Origin of the sequence: Pseudomonas ulcerans, from assembly GCF_036324125.1 — a bacterium.
Lineage (GTDB): Bacteria > Pseudomonadota > Gammaproteobacteria > Pseudomonadales > Pseudomonadaceae > Aquipseudomonas > Aquipseudomonas ulcerans.
The window spans coordinates 204,056-220,919 of sequence record NZ_JAZDQN010000001.1; the positions used below are offsets into that span (position 1 = coordinate 204,056).

Genomic DNA, 16,864 nt, shown 5'->3' on the forward strand with positions numbered 1-16,864 from the left:
GCGGGCTGCGGGGGAGGGCATAATCCCGGGTTAATCCTGTTCTGGCCCAATGCCGGTTTTCCTGTCCGATGACTGAATCCGCTCATGCATGTACTGCTCTGTGAAGACGACGACCTGATCGCCAGCGGCATCATTGCCGGGCTCAGCGCCCAGGGCCTGAACGTGGACCGCGTGGCCAATGCCAGCGCGGCGCGGGCGTTGCTCCAGGCCGCGCATTTCGACGTGATGGTGCTCGACCTCGGCCTGCCCGACGAGGACGGCCTCAAGCTGCTGCAGCGCCTGCGCCAGCAGGGCCACAGCCTGCCGGTGCTGATCCTCACCGCCCGCGACGCCGTGACCGACCGCGTCGACGGCCTGCAGGCCGGCGCCGACGACTACCTGCTCAAGCCCTTCGACCTGCGCGAACTCGCCGCGCGCCTGCACACCCTGGTGCGGCGCATGGCCGGGCGCTGCGTCAACATCATCGAGCATGGCCCGCTGAGCTTCGACCCGAGCAACTGCGAAGTCAGCCTTGGCGGCAAGCCGGTGGACCTGTCGCGGCGCGAGCAGGCGCTTCTCCAGGCCCTGCTCAACAACCCCGGGCGGGTGCTCTCCAGCGAGCAATTGAAGGACAGCGTCTACGGCTTCAGCGACGAAGTGGAAAGCAACGCCCTCAACGTGCATATCCATCACCTGCGGCGCAAGCTCGGCAATGGCATCGTCGAGACCGTGCGCGGCCTCGGCTACCGTCTCGGCCCGGCGCAATTGCCGCCTGGAGCCGCGCGATGAGCCTGCGCCTGCGCCTGAGCCTGATCCTCGGTACCGCCTTCGTCCTGATCTGGGCCCTGGCCGCCGCCTGGATGCTGCGCGACCTGCGCCAGCAGATGATGTTTTCCCTCGACCAGCGCCTGGTGGCGTCGGCGCGGATGGTCGCCGGATTGATCGACCAGTTGCCGCAGCCATTGACCAGCCAGGGCGAAGGCACGCGGCTGAGCGCCGACCAGTTGAGCGTGCCGGACGGCATGGCCTGCCAGGTCACCTCGTTGCGCGGCGAGATCCTCGCCCGCAGCCATCACAGCGCCGACCAGCACCTCGACGACGGCAAGGGCGGCTTCCACGACCAGATCATCGATGGCGCGCCCTGGCGCAGCTTCACCTTCATCCATGACGACATCCGTATCACCACGGCGGACCGCCACCTGGAGCGCGAGGCGCTGAACCGCTCGATCCTCCTCGCCGCCTCGGCACCGGTGCTGGTGGCGTTGCTCGGCAGCCTGGCGCTGCTGTGGATCGGCATCGGCAAGGGCCTGGCACCGTTGAACTGGATGCGCGAGGCCTTGCGCCGGCGCAGCCCGGATTCGGTGGAGCCGTTGCAGATCAAGGCGGTGCCCAGCGAGCTGCAGCCGTTGCTGGATACCCAGAACCAGCTGTTCCTGCGTATCGGCCAGACCATAGAACGCGAGCGCCGCCTGACCGGCGATGCGGCCCACGAACTGCGCAGCCCGCTGACCGCGATCAAGACCCACCTGCAGGTGGCGAGGATGACCGACGGCCTGGTCCGCGAGCAGGCGCTGGCGCATGCCGAGGAGGGCGCCGATCGCCTGCACCGCACGCTGGAACAGTTGCTGCTGCTGGCGCGGGTCGAGGGCAGCCTGTCGTTCGATGACGGCGTGCAGTGCAGCGCCGACCAGGTGGCGCGCCAGGCGATCCAGGACACCGGCGACAACCAGCGAATCGTCCTTAATGCCCCGTCACGGGCTGCCCAGGTGTTGCTGGACATGCCCGGCGCGCTGGCGGTGGCGGCTTTGCGCAACCTGCTGGACAACGCCTTGCGCCACAGCCGCGGCGAGGCGCCAGTGGAACTGGAGGTGCAGGTGGAAGAGCAGCGTGTCGGCTTCCTGGTACGTGACCATGGACCCGGCATCGCCGAGCAGGACCTGCAGCACCTGACCCAGCGCTTCTGGCGCAACGGGCAGAGCGAAGGCAGCGGGTTGGGGCTGGCGATCGTCCAGGCCATCGTGCAGCGCTGTGCCTGTTCGTTGCATTTCGAGAGCCGGGGAGACGGGTTGCGGGTGTTGCTGCAGATGCCGCTGAAAGCGTCCGCCTGACCCGGTTCCCACAGGGTTTGGTGGTGCATTCACTATTCTGTCTTTCTGCCTAAATTTCTTTGCCAACCCAACGTTCTAGCTTGGACACAAGCAGTTTCCATGGCTGGCACGGGTGGGGAATGACGATATCGCGGCGCGGTTTCATAGCAGGTCTGGCAGTGACGAGCGCGGCGGTGCCGGCGGTGTACTACGCCCACCAGAAACTGACCCATGACCCCGAGGACGACGTCGTCACCCCCGGCGAAGCCAGCGTCGAACTGGCGGATATCGCCGGCCAGCAACTGGGCAACCAGCTGCGCGGCATCTGGGACATTCGCTTCACCGGCGCCGACGGCGGCCTGCCGGACCTGCCCCGCGAAGGCGCGCAGCTTTATCTCGACATCGCGGCCAAGGGCCGTGGCCTGCGCGGCGTACTCGGCACCCGCGAGAACCTCGAACAACCCGGCCCCGCCAGCTATCGCGTGCTCGGTGACCTGGTCGGCGCCTCCACCGCCCAGGTGCGCTGGCGCCTGTTGAGCAACCAGGGCGGCCCGGGCTTCGAATGCATCGCCACCCTGGACGAGGTCTGGGGCGAGTTCGGCAATGCCGGCAGCGGCACCCTCAGCGGTCGCCTGCAACGCCTCGACCGCTCCATGGCGTTGCCGCTGCAGGACAGCCATTTTGTCGCGGTCAAGCGGATGGTCCCCGAGGCCCGCGAGCGCATCGCCTACACCCCGGAACTGCGCGCCTGGCTGATCAGTGCCGAGCACCGCCTGTTCCACCAGCTCTGGCATGCGACCCGGGACAAATGGCACCGCCTTTCCGAAGAACGCCACGCCTCGCTGCGCGGGCTCGGCTGGCAGCCCGGCCCGCGAGACAAGGAGCGCGACGCCCGGGGGCCGCGCAAGCACCGCAACGGTTCCGGAGTGGACTTTCTGTTCATGCATCGGCACATGCTCCAGGCCGCCCGGACCTTCCAGCCGCTGCCGTCGTGGCCGCATTTCCCCTTGCCGCAACCAAACGTGGAATACGACCGCCACGGTTTCGCCCGCTATTTCGACAACCACGACGGCTACAGCGTGCCGCCGACCTGGCGCGCGCCGGGGGACAGCGACTACACCCAGTGGGTCGCGGTGATCAAGGCGCAGGAGACTTTCTGTAGCAACTTCCAGGTCTGGGAGTCGCAGTACCAGGACCCGCAGTACCTTTCGAGGATGACTCTCGGCGAGCTGGGCTCGGAGCTGGAGATGAATCTGCATGACTGGCTGCACATGTGCTGGGCCGCGGTCCCGCGGGACCCGTCAAATGGCGCGCCGGTGCCCTTCGCCCGCGATCCGTCGGACTTCGCCGCGCGCTGGTACGGGCCGGAGAACGACTTCCTCGGCGATCCGTTTTCCTCCCATGTCAGCCCGGTGTTCTGGGGCTTCCATGGCTGGATCGACGACCGCATCGAGGACTGGTACCGCGCCCAGGAGCGACACAACCCGGGGCAGGTCACGCGTTTGCAGGTCAATGGCGTGGACTGGTTCGCGCCGGGGCGCTGGAACGAGGTCGGGGACCCGTGGCTGGGGCCGACCACCCATGGCTGCAGCACCACGCCGGGCATGTTCCCGGGCAAGTCGGTGGAGATGGATATCGAAACCATGAAGCTGGCGCTGCGCATCGTCTTCGCCAAGGATGACGTGCTGGAGCCGCTGATGAAGCGGGTGCCGCAGCGGCCCTGGTATGCGCGGCACCTGTCGATGAAGGGAATTACCTGAGGGCCCTGTTGCAGGGCCCCTAGCGCGAAACCACCTGCCAGCCACCACCCAGCGCCTTGTACAACGCCACGCTTCCCTGCACACGCGCCAGCCGCAGTTGCACCTGCTGGTCCTGCGCCTGGTACAGCGTGCGCTGCGTCTCCAGCACCGTGAGCAAGGTCTCCGCCCCTGCCCGATAGCGGTTCTCCGCGAGTTCGAAGGCGGTCCGCGCCTGGCGCACTTCCTCGTCCTGCCACTGCCGCTGGCGATCCACGCCATCGATGCCGTTCAGTGCTTTCTCCACATCGCCGAAGCCGGCGACGATGCTGCCGCGATACAGCTCCAGCAGTTCCTCCTGCCCGGCCCGCGCCTTGTCCCGCTCGGCCGCGAGCCGGCCGTTGTCGAAGATCGGTGCCGCCAGCCCTGCGGTCAGGCTGTAATAGGGACTGCGCAGCAACTGGTCGAACACCTGCGCCCCCGAGCCGAGGTCGGCGCCCAGTGTCAGGCTCGGCAGCATCGCCGCGCGGGCCACCTGGACATTGGCCCGGGCCGCCGAGAGGCGTGCCTCGGCAGCGGCGATATCCGGCCGCCGGCTGAGCAGGTCGCTGGGCACGCCTGTGCCGATCCGGGGCCAGTGGACGGCGGCGAAATCCTCGCGGATGGCCGGCAGTTGCTGCACCGGTTCGCCGAGCAGGGTGGCCAGGGTGATGCGGGTGTCCTGCAACTGCTGTTCGAGCAATGGCACCTGGCGCTCCTGCGCCGCCACCAGGCTGCGCTGCTGAGCCAGTTCCAGTGCCGTGGCGGAACCTGCGTCATGCCGGGTCTGTACCAGCTTGAGCACGTCGTGGGCGTTGGTCAGGTTGAGCCGGGCAATGCCGAGCTGCTCCACCAGCGCCAGGCTCTGCAGGTAGCTGCTGGCCACGCCGCTGAGCAGGGTCAGCTCCACGGTCTGGCGATCGAAGCGGCTGGCGTCGAGGCTGCGCAGTGCGCTGTCGCGGGCTGCGGCCTTGCCGCCCCAGAAGTCCACTTCATAGCTGGCGCTGAGGCGGGTGCCGTAGGAGTTGTAGGTGCGCTCGCTGCCACTGGCATCGATACCGTTGTAGCCGCGGCCATGGAGCAGGCGCTGGCGACTGGCGTCGAGGCCGAATTTCACTTCCGGCAACAGCGGCGCGCCGGCGATCACCGCGCTGGCCTGGGCCTGGCGTACCCGGGCCATGGCCGCCGCCAGGTCGAAGCTGTTGGCCCGTGCCTGTTCGACCAGGGCATTCAACTGCGGGCTGGCGAAGGCCTGCCACCAGGGCCCGTCGGCGATGGATGCGGGGACGGTCTGGCCCTGCCACTGTGCAGGGGCGGGCGGCAAGGCGGCGTCCGGTTCATGGCTGGAGCACGCGGCGAGCAGCACGCAGAGGGACAGGAGGCTGAGACGGCTGGGCACTTTCATCGTTTATTCGCTTGTCAGGGCTTTGACCGGATCCAGCCGGGCCGCCTTGCGGGCCGGCATGAAGCCGAACACCACGCCGGTCATCACGGCGCAGGTGAAGGCGCCGAGCACGGCGCCCAAGGAGAAGGCCACGGCGATGTCCGCCAGCATCAGGCCGCCGCCGACCAGCGCGGCGAGGACGATGCCGGTCACGCCGCCGACCATCGACAGCAGCACCGCCTCGGTGAGGAACTGGCGCAGGATGTCGCGCTGGCGCGCACCGGTAGCCATGCGGATGCCGATCTCGCGGGTGCGCTCGCGCACGGTCATGAGCATGATGTTCATCACCCCGATGCCACCCACCAGCAGGGAAATCGCGGCGATGGCGCCGAGCATCAGCGACAGGGTGTTCTGCGTGCGCGCCTCGGCCTGGATCAGCGCGGCGAAGTTGGTCAGTTCGTAGTCCTGCTTGCCGTGGTGCAGCTTGCGCATCAGGTGGTCGATGGCCGCTTCGGTTTCCTTCACCCGGGCCGAGTCGGCGGCGGCGATGGTCACGTATTCCGGGTCGCGGCTGCCGAACAGGCGGATCGAGGCGGCGGAGTAGGGCACCACGATGCGTCCGTCGCTGTCGCTGTCGCCCGAGCTGGCACCCTTGGCCACCAGGATGCCGAGGACCTGGAAGGGCACCTGGCCGATCAGGATGTACTGGCCGATGGGGTTGCGTTCGCCGAACAGCTTCTCCTTGACCTTGGGCCCGATGACCGCCACCGCGGCGGCGTTGCGTTCGTCGGCGTCGGTGAAGAAGCTGCCCTCGGCCACCGGCCAGTTAAAGATCCCGGGGAAGAAGGTGTTGTTGCCACCGACGTAGAACTTGCCGCTGGCGTTGCCGAAGCGCACGGTCAGTTCGCTGCCGATCACCGGCATGATCTTCTTCACCTGGGGCAGGCCGGACAGCGCCTCGACATCGTCGAGGGTGATGATGCCGGCAGGCGCATGGAGGCTGGCCGACTTGCCGCTGAGGTAGAGGATGTTCGAGCCGAACGCGGCCATCTGCGCCACCACCTGGCGCTTGCTGCCTTCGCCGACGGCCAGCATGACCACCACCGAGGCGACGCCGATGACGATGCCGAGCAGGGTCAGCGCGGTGCGGAAGCGATTGATCCACATGACCCGCCAGGCCGCCTGCAGGGCCTCCAGCAGTTCGCCTTTCCAGGCGCCGCGCTGGGTCGCGCCGCGGTCCAGGTGCTGGCGCAGTTCCTCGGCCTGCGGGCCGGATTTCTGCACGGCCTGGCGTGGTGCCTGGTACTTGGCCGAGTCGCTGATCACCAATCCGTCGCGGATCTCGATGACCCGTTGCGCACGGGCAGCGACCTCGCGGTCGTGGGTGATGAGGATGATCACGTGGCCCTGGCTGGCCAGTTCGTCGAGCAGCGCCATGACCTCGGCGCCGCTGTGGCTGTCGAGGGCACCGGTGGGTTCGTCGGCGAGGATGATATGCCCGCCGTTCATCAGCGCGCGGGCGATGGACACCCGTTGCTGCTGGCCGCCGGACAACTGGTGCGGGCGGTTGCCGGTGCGCTCGCCAAGGCCCAGGCGCTGCAGCAGGGCAGCGGCGCGGGCGTGGCGTTCGGCGGCCGGGATGCCGGCATAGATCGCCGGCATCTCGACGTTTTCCTGGGCCGATCCGGAGGCGATCAGGTGGTAGCCCTGGAACACGAAGCCGAAGGCCTCGCGGCGCAGCCAGGCGAGCTCGTCGCCGTCCAGTTCGGCGACGTCCTTGCCGGCGAACAGGTACTGGCCGCTGGTGGGCCGGTCGAGGCAGCCGAGGATGTTCATCAGGGTCGACTTGCCGGAGCCGGAGGCGCCGACGATGGCGACGAATTCGCCGGGATGGATGGCCAGGTCGATGCCGCGCACCACCTCGACTTTCGGCGTGTCGACGCCGCCGTAGGACTTGCGGATATCCCGCAGTTCGATCAGGGGCGTGCTCATTCAGCCCCCGCTGGCGACAGGTGCGCCGATCAGCAGGTGCTCGCCTTCGGCCAGGCCGTCGAGAACCTGCACCCGCAGGCGGTCGCTGATACCGGTGCGCACGTGGCGCTGCTCGATGCGCCCGTCGCGCCCGACCACCTGGGCCAGGCGCCGGTCGGCTTGGTCGCCGTCATCCTCCAGGGCCGCCAGCGGCGCGGTGAGCACGTCGCTGGCCTGGCCGGCGACGAAGAACATCTGGGCGGTCATTTCCGCCATCAGGCTGTTGTCCGGGTTGTCCACATCGAGCAGCACGGTGTAGAGCACCACCTTGCCGGTGCTGCCGCCGCTGCCGCTCGTGGAGCCGCCGCTGCTCTGCATGCTCGGGTCGAGGGGCTTGGGCGGGATCGGCAGGATCTGCCGCACCGTGCTGACCCAGCGCCGTTTGCCGCCGGCGAGGGTGGTGAAGTAGGCCTGCATGCCCGGTTTGACATGGCCGATATCCGCCTCGGACACCTGGGCCCAGACGGTCATCGGCGACAGCTTGGCGATGCGCAGGATCAGCGGGGTCTGTTGCTGGGCGTTGAGGGTCTGGCCCTCGCGGGCGTCCACCGCGACCACGGTGCCGGACATCGGCGCATAGATCCGCGTGTAGCCCAGTTCCGCCTCGTCGCTGCGCAGGCTGGCCTGGGCCTGGAGGATCTGCGCGCGGAACATGTCGATGCGTGCCTGGGTCACCTTGAGCTGGGCCTGGGCGGTCTGCACGTCTTCCTCGCGGGTGGCGCCGCCAGCGGCGAGGCTTTGCTGGCGCTTGTACTGCTGCTCGGCGAGCTTGTACTGGGCTTGCTGCTCGGCCAGTTGCGCCTTGAGGTTGTCGATGGAGTAGCGTCCGGCGTCGAGTCTGGCCTGCTGGGTCGAGGGGTCGATTTCCACCAGCAACTGACCTTCGCGGACCTGGTCGCCGGGTTCCACGTGCAGCTTGCGGATCTGTCCCGAGGCCTGGGCGCCGACATCGACATAGCGGCGAGGCTGCAGGGTACCGAGGGCGGTCACGCTGCTTTCTATATCGCCGCGGGTGACCGCGACCGTGCTCAGCGGGTCGTTGCCCGGCAAGGTCTTCCAGGCCACCAGTGCGCCAAGGGCGGTGACGCCGAGGGTGCAGATCAGCAGGCGGCGTTTGAACGTCGGACGTCTCATGCGGGGTTCCAGCCAGAGGGATTCGGCCCGGGCGGCGGCAACGCGGCGCACGGGAGGCTCCCAGGTAGACGAGGGGCTAATGCCTTAATTTACCCGCGGGGCGGCGCGCGCCCGGGCGGAGAGGGTGGCCATGGTACGGCGAAACCTTCAAATACGTGTGAGAACCATTTACAGATGCTCGATATATCGTTCCGGATGGAACGAAGCGGCAACCCGCTACTTCAACAAATTCTTGACGCTGCCTTGATTTCCGCCGGTTTCCCGTCAACTATCAAGGGAAGCTCCCAGGAAATGCGCCCCGGCGCGGCAGTCTTGACCAAGGATCGTTCCCTACAACCACCGCACCTGGTCAACGACGATGCCTGACAAATCCTTGCGAATCCTGCTGGCCGATGCGCATCCGATGCAGCTCTTGCAACTGGAGAAGATGCTCAACGGCATGGGGTACTTCCGCATCGCTCCCGTGCAGTCCTTCGAAGACCTGCAGCACCTGGTGCAGAACGCCTTGCTGCCCTTCAACCTGCTGATCGGCAATATCGACCTGGCCAGCCATGCCGGCGTCGACCTGGAGCGCTTCTGTCGGGTCAATGTGCAGATCCAGCATGCGCTGCTGTACGAATCGCAGCACCTGAAGATGCCCGCAGTGCCGCCTGGCCAGCGCCAGGCGGTGAGCATCAGCCTGCCCAAGGTGCCGGATGACGAGACCCTGCACGCGTTCATGGCGCTGGTGGACGCGCCGCGGGTGATCGGCCAGTTGCCCCATCCGCAGGGCAAGCCGCGTGGGCCGGCCAAGCGCTGGCAGAACCTCGGGCACACGGTGTTCTCCCGGCCTACCTGAGGCGCCTGCGCCATCGCGCAATTTTGATATGCTCTGCCCCTCGTTCAGGCGCGCCCGGCGGCGCGCGGTCCCGTTCATTCCTGCGGAAACCCCTATGACTGCCAACGATTCCGCGCGGCTCTCGCGCGGCGACCACAAGACCCTGGGCCTCGCGGCCCTGGGCGGTGCGCTGGAAATCTACGACTTCATCATCTTCGTGTTCTTCGCCCTGACCCTGAGCCAGCTGTTCTTCCCGCCGGAAATGCCCGAGTGGCTGCGCCTGCTGCAAAGCTTCGGGATTTTCGTCACCGGCTACCTGGCGCGCCCGCTGGGCGGCATCCTCATGGCCCACTTCGCCGACCACCTGGGACGCAAGAAGGTGTTCAGCCTGAGCATCCTGATGATGGCCCTGCCGTGCCTGCTGATCGGCCTGATGCCGACCTATGCCGAGATCGGCTATGCCGCGCCGCTGATCCTGCTTGCCCTGCGCATCCTCCAGGGCGCGGCGGTGGGCGGCGAGGTGCCGAGCGCCTGGACCTTCGTCGCCGAGCACGCACCGGTGGGGCGTCGCGGTTATGCCCTGGGCTTTCTCCAGGCGGGGCTGACCTTCGGCTACCTGCTGGGTGCCCTGACCGCGACCTTGCTGGCCCGGTTGTACACCCCCGAGGAAATCCTCGCCTACGCCTGGCGTTATCCGTTCCTGCTGGGTGGGGTGTTCGGCGTGATCGGCGTCTGGCTGCGGCGCTGGCTCAGCGAGACCCCGGTATTCCTCGCACTGGCCGCGCAGCGCAACGACAAGCCGGTGGAGTTTTCCCTGCGCGCCGTATTGCGCGAGCATCGCCGCGCGCTGATCCCGGCGGCGCTGCTGACCTGCGTGCTCACCTCGGCGGTGGTGGTGCTGGTGGTGATCACGCCGACGGTGATGCAGCAGCGCTTCGGCATGGCGGCCGGGCACACCTTTGCCCTCAGCAGCATCGGCATCGTCTTCCTCAATATCGGGTGCGTGCTGGCCGGAATGCTGGTGGACCGGATCGGCGCCTGGCGGGCGCTGATCCTCTATTCGCTGCTGCTGCCGCTGGGTATCGGCGCGCTGTATGGCAGCCTGGTGGCGGCCTGGGACACGGTGGGCGTGGCCTACGCCCTGGCCGGCCTGGCCTGCGGGGTGGTGGGTGTGGTGCCGTCGGTGATGGTCGGGCTGTTCCCGGCGCGGATCCGGGTGTCAGGGATTTCCTTTACCTACAACGTTGCCTATGCGCTGTGGGCGAGCACCACGCCGTTGCTGTTGATCGCGCTGATGCCGTGGAGTCCGTGGGTGTGCGTGGGGTTCTGTGCGCTGATGGGGTTTGTCGGGGTGCTGACGGCGATGTACTTTGGCGCGCGGGAACGCTTGAGTACCGAGGAAGACCTGGCTTTAGGCCAACAGCTGATCGAATGGCAGTAAAAAGCCCCTCATGCCTTGCGGCAGAGGGGCTTTTTTCATGGCTGGCGACTTACATGTTCGGGTAGGTCGGTCCACCCGCACCTTCCGGGGTCACCCAGGTGATGTTCTGCGAAGGATCCTTGATGTCACAGGTCTTGCAGTGCACGCAGTTCTGCGCGTTGATCTGGAAGCGCTTGCTGCCGTCTTCCTGGGCGATCACCTCGTATACGCCGGCCGGGCAGTAGCGCTGCGCCGGTTCGTCGTACAGCGGCAGGTTGGTGCCGATCGGGATGCCGGCGTCGGCCAGCTTCAGGTGGCACGGTTGTTCTTCTTCATGGTTGGTGCTGGAGAGGAACACCGAGCTGAGCTTGTCGAAGCTGAGCTTGCCGTCCGGTTTCGGGTAATCGATCTTCTTCGAGTCGGCGGCCAGCTTGAGGCAGGCGTAGTCCGGCTTGGTGTCGTGCAGGGTGAACGGCAGCTTGCCGCCGAACCAGTTCTGGTCGATGTAGTTGAACGCGCCACCGAACAGCGGGCCGAACTTGTGCAGGGCCGGGCCGAAGTTGCGGCTGGCGAACAGTTCTTCGTACAGCCAGCTGGCCTTGAAGGCGTCGACGTAGGTGTTGAGCGTGTCGCCACCCTCGCTGCCGGCGATCAGTGCGTCGGCCACGGCGTCGGCGGCGAGCATGCCGGATTTCATCGCGGTGTGGCTGCCCTTGATCTTGGAGAAGTTCAGGGTGCCGAGGTCGCAACCGATCAGCGCGCCGCCGTTGAAGACCATCTTCGGCAGCGAGTTCAGGCCGCCCTTGCAGATGGCGCGAGCGCCGTAGCTGATGCGCTTGCCGCCTTCCAGGTACTGCTTGAGCACCGGATGGTGCTTGAGGCGCTGGAATTCGTCGAACGGCGACAGGTAGGCGTTGGAGTAGGACAGGTCGACGATCAGGCCGACCACCACTTGGTTGTTTTCCAGGTGATAAAGGAAGGAACCGCCGGTGTTCTCGTTGCTGGTCACGTCCAGCGGCCAGCCGGCGGTATGCACCACCAGGCCTTGCTCATGCTTGGCCGGGTCGATTTCCCAGATTTCCTTGAGGCCGATGCCGTAGTGCTGGGCGTCAGCGTCGCTGTCCAGGTTGAAGCGCTTGATCAGTTGCTTGCCCAGGTGACCGCGGCAGCCTTCGGCGAACAGGGTGTACTTGCCGCGCAGTTCCATGCCGGGGGTGTACATGCCGTCCTTCGGGTTGCTTTCGCGATCGACACCCATGTCGCCGGTGATGATGCCGCGCACAACGCCGTTGTCGTCGAACAGCACTTCCTGGGCGGCGAAGCCCGGGTAGATCTCGACGCCGAGGTTCTCGGCCTGCTGGGCCAGCCAGCGGCACAGGTTGCCGAGGGAGATGATGTAGTTGCCCTGGTTGTGCATGGTCTTGGGCACGAACAGGTCGGGGACCTTGGTCGAGCTATCGGCGCTTTTCAGGACGTAGATGTCGTCGCGCTTCACTTCGGTGTTCAGCGGCGCGCCGAGTTCCTTCCAGTCGGGGAACAGTTCGTTCAGGGCGCGCGGCTCGAAGACCGCGCCGGAGAGAATGTGGGCACCGACCTCGGAGCCTTTCTCGACCACGCAGACGCTGATTTCATTACCGGCTTCGGCGGCCTTCTGCTTCAGTCGGCAGGCGGCGGACAGGCCCGCCGGGCCTGCGCCGACGACGACCACGTCGAATTCCATGTATTCGCGTTCCACAGGTTCTCTCCTACTCAAGGCTCATCAGGTTTTTCTTTGTAGTGGGTGCAAGGCGGTCACGTCGAAGGGGGCGATTCTGTAGCTTCGGAGGATGACGTACTACACCGCTTTCTCTTGGCCGCGCATTATATCTACACCACTTGCGCGGTCCAATACAAACGTTTGTTTGAATTTGCCGCAGCCCAGTAAAATCAAAGAGGCGCGGCTGGAAGCTGGCGGTTTTGCCGTATTGACCGGATTGGGCGTTACGGTCAAGATACGGGCGGTTTTACGCTCGCCGTAGGCTGACCGTCGGATGCAGGAGCACCCCTAAAGACCTGGCAAAGAGCAGGGCAGTTATGCCAAACCCCGCTGTGTAGTGGAGTTTACACGCCACGACAAGAAATGGCCTTGGGGTTTTGCGATGAAGGGTCGGATCGGGACTGCTCAGTCAGTCTGAATTCGTCTCGCCGTGATCGTCCTTTGAGGTGATGTTTTCAGAGGTGCCCTTGTACCCACGCGCAATCGCCGGCTTCGGCCCAGGCGACATTCTTTTCACCGGAGAGTAACGAGGAATCCATGAAGGTTCTTGTAGCTGTCAAACGAGTGGTCGACTACAACGTCAAGGTTCGCGTCAAGGCGGACAACTCCGGCGTCGACCTCGCCAACGTCAAAATGTCCATGAACCCCTTCTGCGAGATCGCCGTCGAAGAAGCCGTACGCCTGAAAGAGAAAGGCGTGGCCAGCGAGATCGTCGTCGTTACCGTCGGTCCTGCCACTGCCCAGGAACAACTGCGTACCGCCCTGGCACTGGGTGCCGACCGCGCCGTGCTGGTGGAGTCCGCCGAAGAGCTGAACTCCCTGGCCGTCGCCAAGCTGCTGAAAGCCGTTGTCGACAAAGAGCAGCCTCAGCTGGTCATCCTCGGCAAGCAGGCCATCGACAGCGACAACAACCAGACCGGCCAGATGCTGGCTGCACTGACCGGTTTCGGCCAGGGCACCTTCGCCTCCAAGGTCGAGATCGCCGGCGACAAGGCCAACGTCACCCGTGAGGTCGACGGCGGCCTGCAGACCGTTTCGCTGAACCTGCCGGCGATCGTCACCACCGACCTGCGCCTCAACGAGCCGCGCTACGCGTCGCTGCCGAACATCATGAAGGCCAAGAAGAAGCCGCTGGAGACCATCACTCCAGACGCGCTGGGCGTTTCCACCGCCTCGACCAACAAGACCCTGAAAGTCGAAGCGCCTGCTGCACGCAGCGCGGGCATCAAGGTCAAGTCGGTTGCTGAACTGGTCGAGAAACTGAAGAACGAGGCGAAGGTAATCTAAATGACTATCCTGGTTATCGCTGAACACGAAAACGGTGCCGTTGCACCCGCTACCCTGAACACCGTTGCCGCTGCCGCCAAGATCGGTGGCGATGTCCACGTCCTGGTCGCTGGCCAGAACGTCGGCGGTGTGGCCGAAGCCGCTGCCAAGATCGCCGGCGTGGCCAAGGTCCTGGTTGCCGACAACGCTGCCTTCGCCCACTTCCTGCCGGAAAACGTCGCACCGCTGGTAGCCGAGCTGGGCAAGTCCTACAGCCACGTGCTGGCACCGGCCACGTCCAACGGCAAGAACGTCCTGCCACGCGTTGCCGCGCTGCTGGACGTCGACCAGATCTCCGAGATCATCTCGGTCGAATCCGCTGACACCTTCAAGCGTCCGATCTACGCGGGCAACGCCATTGCCACCGTGCAGTCGAGCGCTGCGGTCAAGGTCATCACCGTTCGCGCCACCGGCTTCGACGCCGTTGCCGCCGAAGGTGGTTCGGCTGCCGTCGAAACCGTCGCTACCGCGCACGACGCTGGCAAGTCGTCCTTCGTTGGCGAAGAGCTGGCCAAGTCCGACCGTCCAGAGCTGACCGCTGCCAAGATCGTCGTTTCCGGCGGCCGCGGCATGCAGAACGGCGACAACTTCAAGCACCTGTACGCCCTGGCCGACAAGCTGGGCGCGGCGGTCGGCGCTTCCCGCGCCGCAGTCGACGCAGGCTTCGTGCCGAACGACATGCAGGTCGGCCAGACCGGCAAGATCGTTGCGCCACAGCTGTACATCGCCGTCGGTATCTCCGGCGCGATCCAGCACCTGGCCGGCATGAAGGACTCGAAAGTCATCGTCGCGATCAACAAGGACGAAGAAGCACCGATCTTCCAGGTGGCCGACTATGGCCTGGTGGCGGATCTGTTCGAAGCCGTTCCTGAGCTGGAGAAGCTGGTTTAATCCAGTCGCTTCACTTATAAAGGGCCCGGTTGTCGCGGGCCGTGCAGTGATGGATTCCATCGTCGCACGGCCCGGGCAACCGGGCTTTTTGATTTCTGCGGGTCGAGAAAAGGGGTAGGTGCATGAGAAAGGGAATGCTGGCCGTGCTCGGGCTGGCCTGCTTGCCATCGCTGGCGCTGGCGGTGGGCAAATGCGAGCGGCTGGTGGCTACCGGCAGCCCGGACGCGCCGCCTTACTCCTGGCGTGACCCGCAGGATCCCCGGCACCTGATCGGTGCCAATGTCGACCTGCTGCAGCAGGTCGCCGCCGAGCTGGGACTCAAGGTCGAAGTGCTGTACGGCGGCAAGCGCAGTGATGCCCAGGCCGAGGTGCGCAGCGGGCGCATGGACCTGCTGGTGGATGCGCCGCTGGCCATCGATGAACTGACCGCCATGGACTACATCCATCCGGCCGTGGTGCAGAACGAATACGTGGTCTGGACCCGGCACGACTCCGCGCTCGTCTATGACAACCTTGCCGACCTGCACAAGCACCAGGGCGCGATCTCGGAAAAGGCCCGCTTGACGCCGGAGTTCGCAGCGTTCACCAAGGCCGAGCTCAAGCTGGCGGTGGTGCCCAACCTGACCCAGGCGATGCAGAAGCTGTTGCTCGGCCAGGTCGACTACGTCCTGGCCGGGCGCTATGCCGGCATGGCCATGGCGCAGAGCCTGGGCATGGCCAATGACCTGGTTGCTCGCGGCCAGGCCCTGGATCATCCGGGGCTGTTTCTGGCCCTGTCGCACAATTCCGCCTGCAACGATGCCTGGTTGCGCGGACAGTTGGCGAAAAAACTGACAGAATTGCCGGCCTCTGGCGTAGTCCAGGCGGTCGTGCAACGCAATGTAGAGCGCTGGCAGGCGCAGTTGCAGGCACCGCTCGACGCCCCAAAACAGTAGGAAATCCGTGTGAGAACTCAACCGCTATTCATTGCTCTGGCGTTGCTGGCCCTGGCCGGTTGCGCCAGCGATCCGGCCCCCGAGGAACAGATGCGCCTGACCGAGCAGGCGCTGGAGCAGGCCAAGGCCGTCGGCGCGAGCGACGATGTGGCCGAGCTGAAGCTGGCCGAAGACAAGCTGGCACGGGCCCGCTCCAACATGGCCAGCGAGTCGTTCCGCGACGCGCGCATGCGCGCCGAGCAGGCTGAGCTGGATGCACGCCTGGCCGAAGCCAGGGTGCTGACCCTGAAGAGCCAAGAACAACTGACCTTGCTGCAATCCCGGGTGGATCGCCTGCGCAAGCAACTGGGGGAACAGCAGTGAGTTCGAGCAAATCTCTGGCCTTGCTGGCGTTGGCCGGCGTCCTAGGCTTGCAAGGTTGCGCGAGCGAGCGCAGCGAAGTGGCTCTGGAGCAGGCGAGTACCAGCTTCCAGTCCGTGAAGGACGACTCCAATGTCCTGCGCAGTGCGCCGCGGGATGTCATTCGCGCCGGCGAGTCGCTGGCCAAGGCCGAGCGCCTGGCCACGTACTGGGGCACCGGCAGCGATGTGCGGCATTACGCCTACCTGAGCCAGCGCTACAGCGAGATCGCCCGCGAGCACAGTAACCTGGTACTCAACCAGGAGCGCCAGACCAAGCTGGAGCTGGAGCGCCAGCGCCTGCAACTGGCCCTGCGCGAAGCCAAGCTGAGCAGCGTGCAGCAGCAGGGCAAATGGCTGGAGGAGCAAATCGTCAGCCTGGCCACGACCCAGGGCGATCGCGGTCTGGTGATGACCCTCGGCGATGTGCTGTTCGATACTGGCCAGGCTGAGCTGAAGAATTCGGCCAGCCGCACCGTGCTCAAGCTGGTGCAGTTCCTCCAGCTGAATCCGAAGCGCGTGGTGCGCATCGAGGGCTATACCGACAGCACCGGCAACCCTGAGGACAACCTCACCCTGTCACGTAACCGGGCTCAGGCCGTGGCCGACATGCTGGTGGACCTCGGTATCGACGAGAAGCGCATCAAGGTGATCGGCTATGGCGACCAGTATCCGGTCGAGGTGAATGCCTCGGAACGGGGCAGGGCGCAGAACCGTCGCGTCGAGATCGTCTTTTCCGATGAAAAAGGCCGGCTTGGCGCGGAGCGCTGAGCCAGGCGGCATGAACAACCCGGCCCTCGAAAGAGGCCGGGTTTTTTTATGGTCAGCGTTCTGCTTATTCCAACGAAGCGCTTTGCAGCGCGGTCATGCAACTGTATTGTCGTCTCATCCGCAATCTGTTCCAGTACACTTGGCAACTGTTACGGTATTC

The 16,864-nt window shown here is 65.7% G+C and carries 14 protein-coding genes; 10 read left to right on the forward strand and 4 right to left on the reverse strand.

The features are described 5' to 3' along the window. Positions 1-84: 84 nt before the first annotated feature. The 3 genes from V0R59_RS00990 (at position 85) to pvdP (ending at position 3,826) form a co-directional block, all read left to right on the forward strand. Positions 85-768 (forward strand): response regulator, encoded by a 684-nt coding sequence (locus tag V0R59_RS00990; protein ID WP_330074210.1) that lies wholly within the window; start codon positions 85-87, stop codon positions 766-768. Further along, positions 765-2,087 (forward strand): ATP-binding protein, encoded by a 1,323-nt coding sequence (locus tag V0R59_RS00995; RefSeq protein WP_330074211.1) that lies wholly within the window; start codon positions 765-767, stop codon positions 2,085-2,087. The genes V0R59_RS00990 and V0R59_RS00995 overlap by 4 nt, the downstream gene beginning before the upstream one ends. Positions 2,088-2,206: 119 nt before the next feature. Next, positions 2,207-3,826 carry a pyoverdine maturation tyrosinase PvdP gene (pvdP, locus tag V0R59_RS01000; protein ID WP_330074212.1) on the forward strand — a complete coding sequence of 540 codons (1,620 nt, stop codon included), beginning with the start codon at positions 2,207-2,209 and terminating at the stop codon, positions 3,824-3,826. A gap of 19 nt (positions 3,827-3,845) precedes the next feature. Here pvdP and V0R59_RS01005 read toward each other — a convergent pair whose 3' ends face one another. From V0R59_RS01005 to V0R59_RS01015, 3 genes are read right to left on the reverse strand one after another with little or no spacing between them, the layout of a single operon-like run. After that, positions 3,846-5,246 (reverse strand): efflux transporter outer membrane subunit, encoded by a 1,401-nt coding sequence (locus V0R59_RS01005; RefSeq protein ID WP_330074213.1) that lies wholly within the window; start codon positions 5,244-5,246, stop codon positions 3,846-3,848. Between the two features lie 3 nt (positions 5,247-5,249). Further along, entirely contained in the window at positions 5,250-7,217 is a 1,968-nt protein-coding gene (locus V0R59_RS01010) for a MacB family efflux pump subunit (RefSeq protein ID WP_330074214.1), read from the reverse strand. Next, complete coding sequence (locus tag V0R59_RS01015; RefSeq protein WP_330074215.1) at positions 7,218-8,390, reverse strand: efflux RND transporter periplasmic adaptor subunit; 1,173 nt, start codon at positions 8,388-8,390, stop codon at positions 7,218-7,220. Positions 8,391-8,748: 358 nt separating this feature from the next. Between V0R59_RS01015 and V0R59_RS01020 the strand changes: the two genes are divergently transcribed. Next, the gene (locus tag V0R59_RS01020) at positions 8,749-9,228 is read left to right on the forward strand and encodes a histidine kinase (protein ID WP_330074216.1); all 480 of its coding nucleotides are present in this window, start codon (positions 8,749-8,751) and stop codon (positions 9,226-9,228) included. 94 nt (positions 9,229-9,322) lie between these two features. Further along, on the forward strand, positions 9,323-10,648 hold the full coding sequence (locus V0R59_RS01025) for an MFS transporter (RefSeq protein WP_330074217.1): 1,326 nt from the start codon (positions 9,323-9,325) through the stop codon (positions 10,646-10,648). Positions 10,649-10,697: 49 nt separating this feature from the next. Here the strand turns inward: V0R59_RS01025 and V0R59_RS01030 are convergent, their stop codons facing one another. Continuing rightward, positions 10,698-12,362, reverse strand: coding sequence for an electron transfer flavoprotein-ubiquinone oxidoreductase (locus V0R59_RS01030; protein WP_330074218.1), 1,665 nt, complete (start codon positions 12,360-12,362; stop codon positions 10,698-10,700). Positions 12,363-12,920: 558 nt separating this feature from the next. Here V0R59_RS01030 and V0R59_RS01035 point away from each other — a divergent pair. The 5 genes from V0R59_RS01035 to V0R59_RS01055 all read left to right on the forward strand — a co-directional run bounded on the left by V0R59_RS01035 (position 12,921) and on the right by V0R59_RS01055 (position 16,704). Next, on the forward strand, positions 12,921-13,670 hold the full coding sequence (locus V0R59_RS01035) for an electron transfer flavoprotein subunit beta/FixA family protein (protein WP_330074219.1): 750 nt from the start codon (positions 12,921-12,923) through the stop codon (positions 13,668-13,670). Continuing rightward, the gene (locus tag V0R59_RS01040) at positions 13,671-14,600 is read left to right on the forward strand and encodes an electron transfer flavoprotein subunit alpha/FixB family protein (RefSeq protein ID WP_330074220.1); all 930 of its coding nucleotides are present in this window, start codon (positions 13,671-13,673) and stop codon (positions 14,598-14,600) included. Between the two features lie 122 nt (positions 14,601-14,722). Continuing rightward, positions 14,723-15,535: a substrate-binding periplasmic protein gene (locus tag V0R59_RS01045; protein WP_330074221.1), complete on the forward strand. Its 813-nt coding sequence runs from the start codon at positions 14,723-14,725 to the stop codon at positions 15,533-15,535. A gap of 9 nt (positions 15,536-15,544) precedes the next feature. Next, a complete protein-coding gene (locus tag V0R59_RS01050) occupies positions 15,545-15,898 on the forward strand; it encodes a DUF4398 domain-containing protein (protein ID WP_330074222.1) in 354 nt (117 codons plus the stop codon). After that, positions 15,895-16,704, forward strand: a complete 810-nt coding sequence (locus tag V0R59_RS01055) for an OmpA family protein (RefSeq protein WP_330074223.1) — start codon at positions 15,895-15,897, stop codon at positions 16,702-16,704. Before V0R59_RS01050 ends, V0R59_RS01055 begins: the two co-directional genes overlap by 4 nt. The last annotated feature ends 160 nt before the right edge of the window (positions 16,705-16,864 follow it).

Bases quoted from the DNA above. Each gene is read 5' to 3' on its own strand.
- V0R59_RS00990 (WP_330074210.1), top strand. From the start codon at position 85: ATGCATGTACTGCTCTGTGAAGACGACGACCTGATCGCCAGCGGCATC.
- V0R59_RS00995 (WP_330074211.1), top strand. From the start codon at position 765: ATGAGCCTGCGCCTGCGCCTGAGCCTGATCCTCGGTACCGCCTTCGTC.
- pvdP (WP_330074212.1), top strand. From the start codon at position 2,207: ATGACGATATCGCGGCGCGGTTTCATAGCAGGTCTGGCAGTGACGAGC.
- V0R59_RS01005 (WP_330074213.1), bottom strand. From the start codon at position 5,246: ATGAAAGTGCCCAGCCGTCTCAGCCTCCTGTCCCTCTGCGTGCTGCTC.
- V0R59_RS01010 (WP_330074214.1), bottom strand. From the start codon at position 7,217: ATGAGCACGCCCCTGATCGAACTGCGGGATATCCGCAAGTCCTACGGC.
- V0R59_RS01015 (WP_330074215.1), bottom strand. From the start codon at position 8,390: ATGAGACGTCCGACGTTCAAACGCCGCCTGCTGATCTGCACCCTCGGC.
- V0R59_RS01020 (WP_330074216.1), top strand. From the start codon at position 8,749: ATGCCTGACAAATCCTTGCGAATCCTGCTGGCCGATGCGCATCCGATG.
- V0R59_RS01025 (WP_330074217.1), top strand. From the start codon at position 9,323: ATGACTGCCAACGATTCCGCGCGGCTCTCGCGCGGCGACCACAAGACC.
- V0R59_RS01035 (WP_330074219.1), top strand. From the start codon at position 12,921: ATGAAGGTTCTTGTAGCTGTCAAACGAGTGGTCGACTACAACGTCAAG.
- V0R59_RS01040 (WP_330074220.1), top strand. From the start codon at position 13,671: ATGACTATCCTGGTTATCGCTGAACACGAAAACGGTGCCGTTGCACCC.
- V0R59_RS01045 (WP_330074221.1), top strand. From the start codon at position 14,723: ATGAGAAAGGGAATGCTGGCCGTGCTCGGGCTGGCCTGCTTGCCATCG.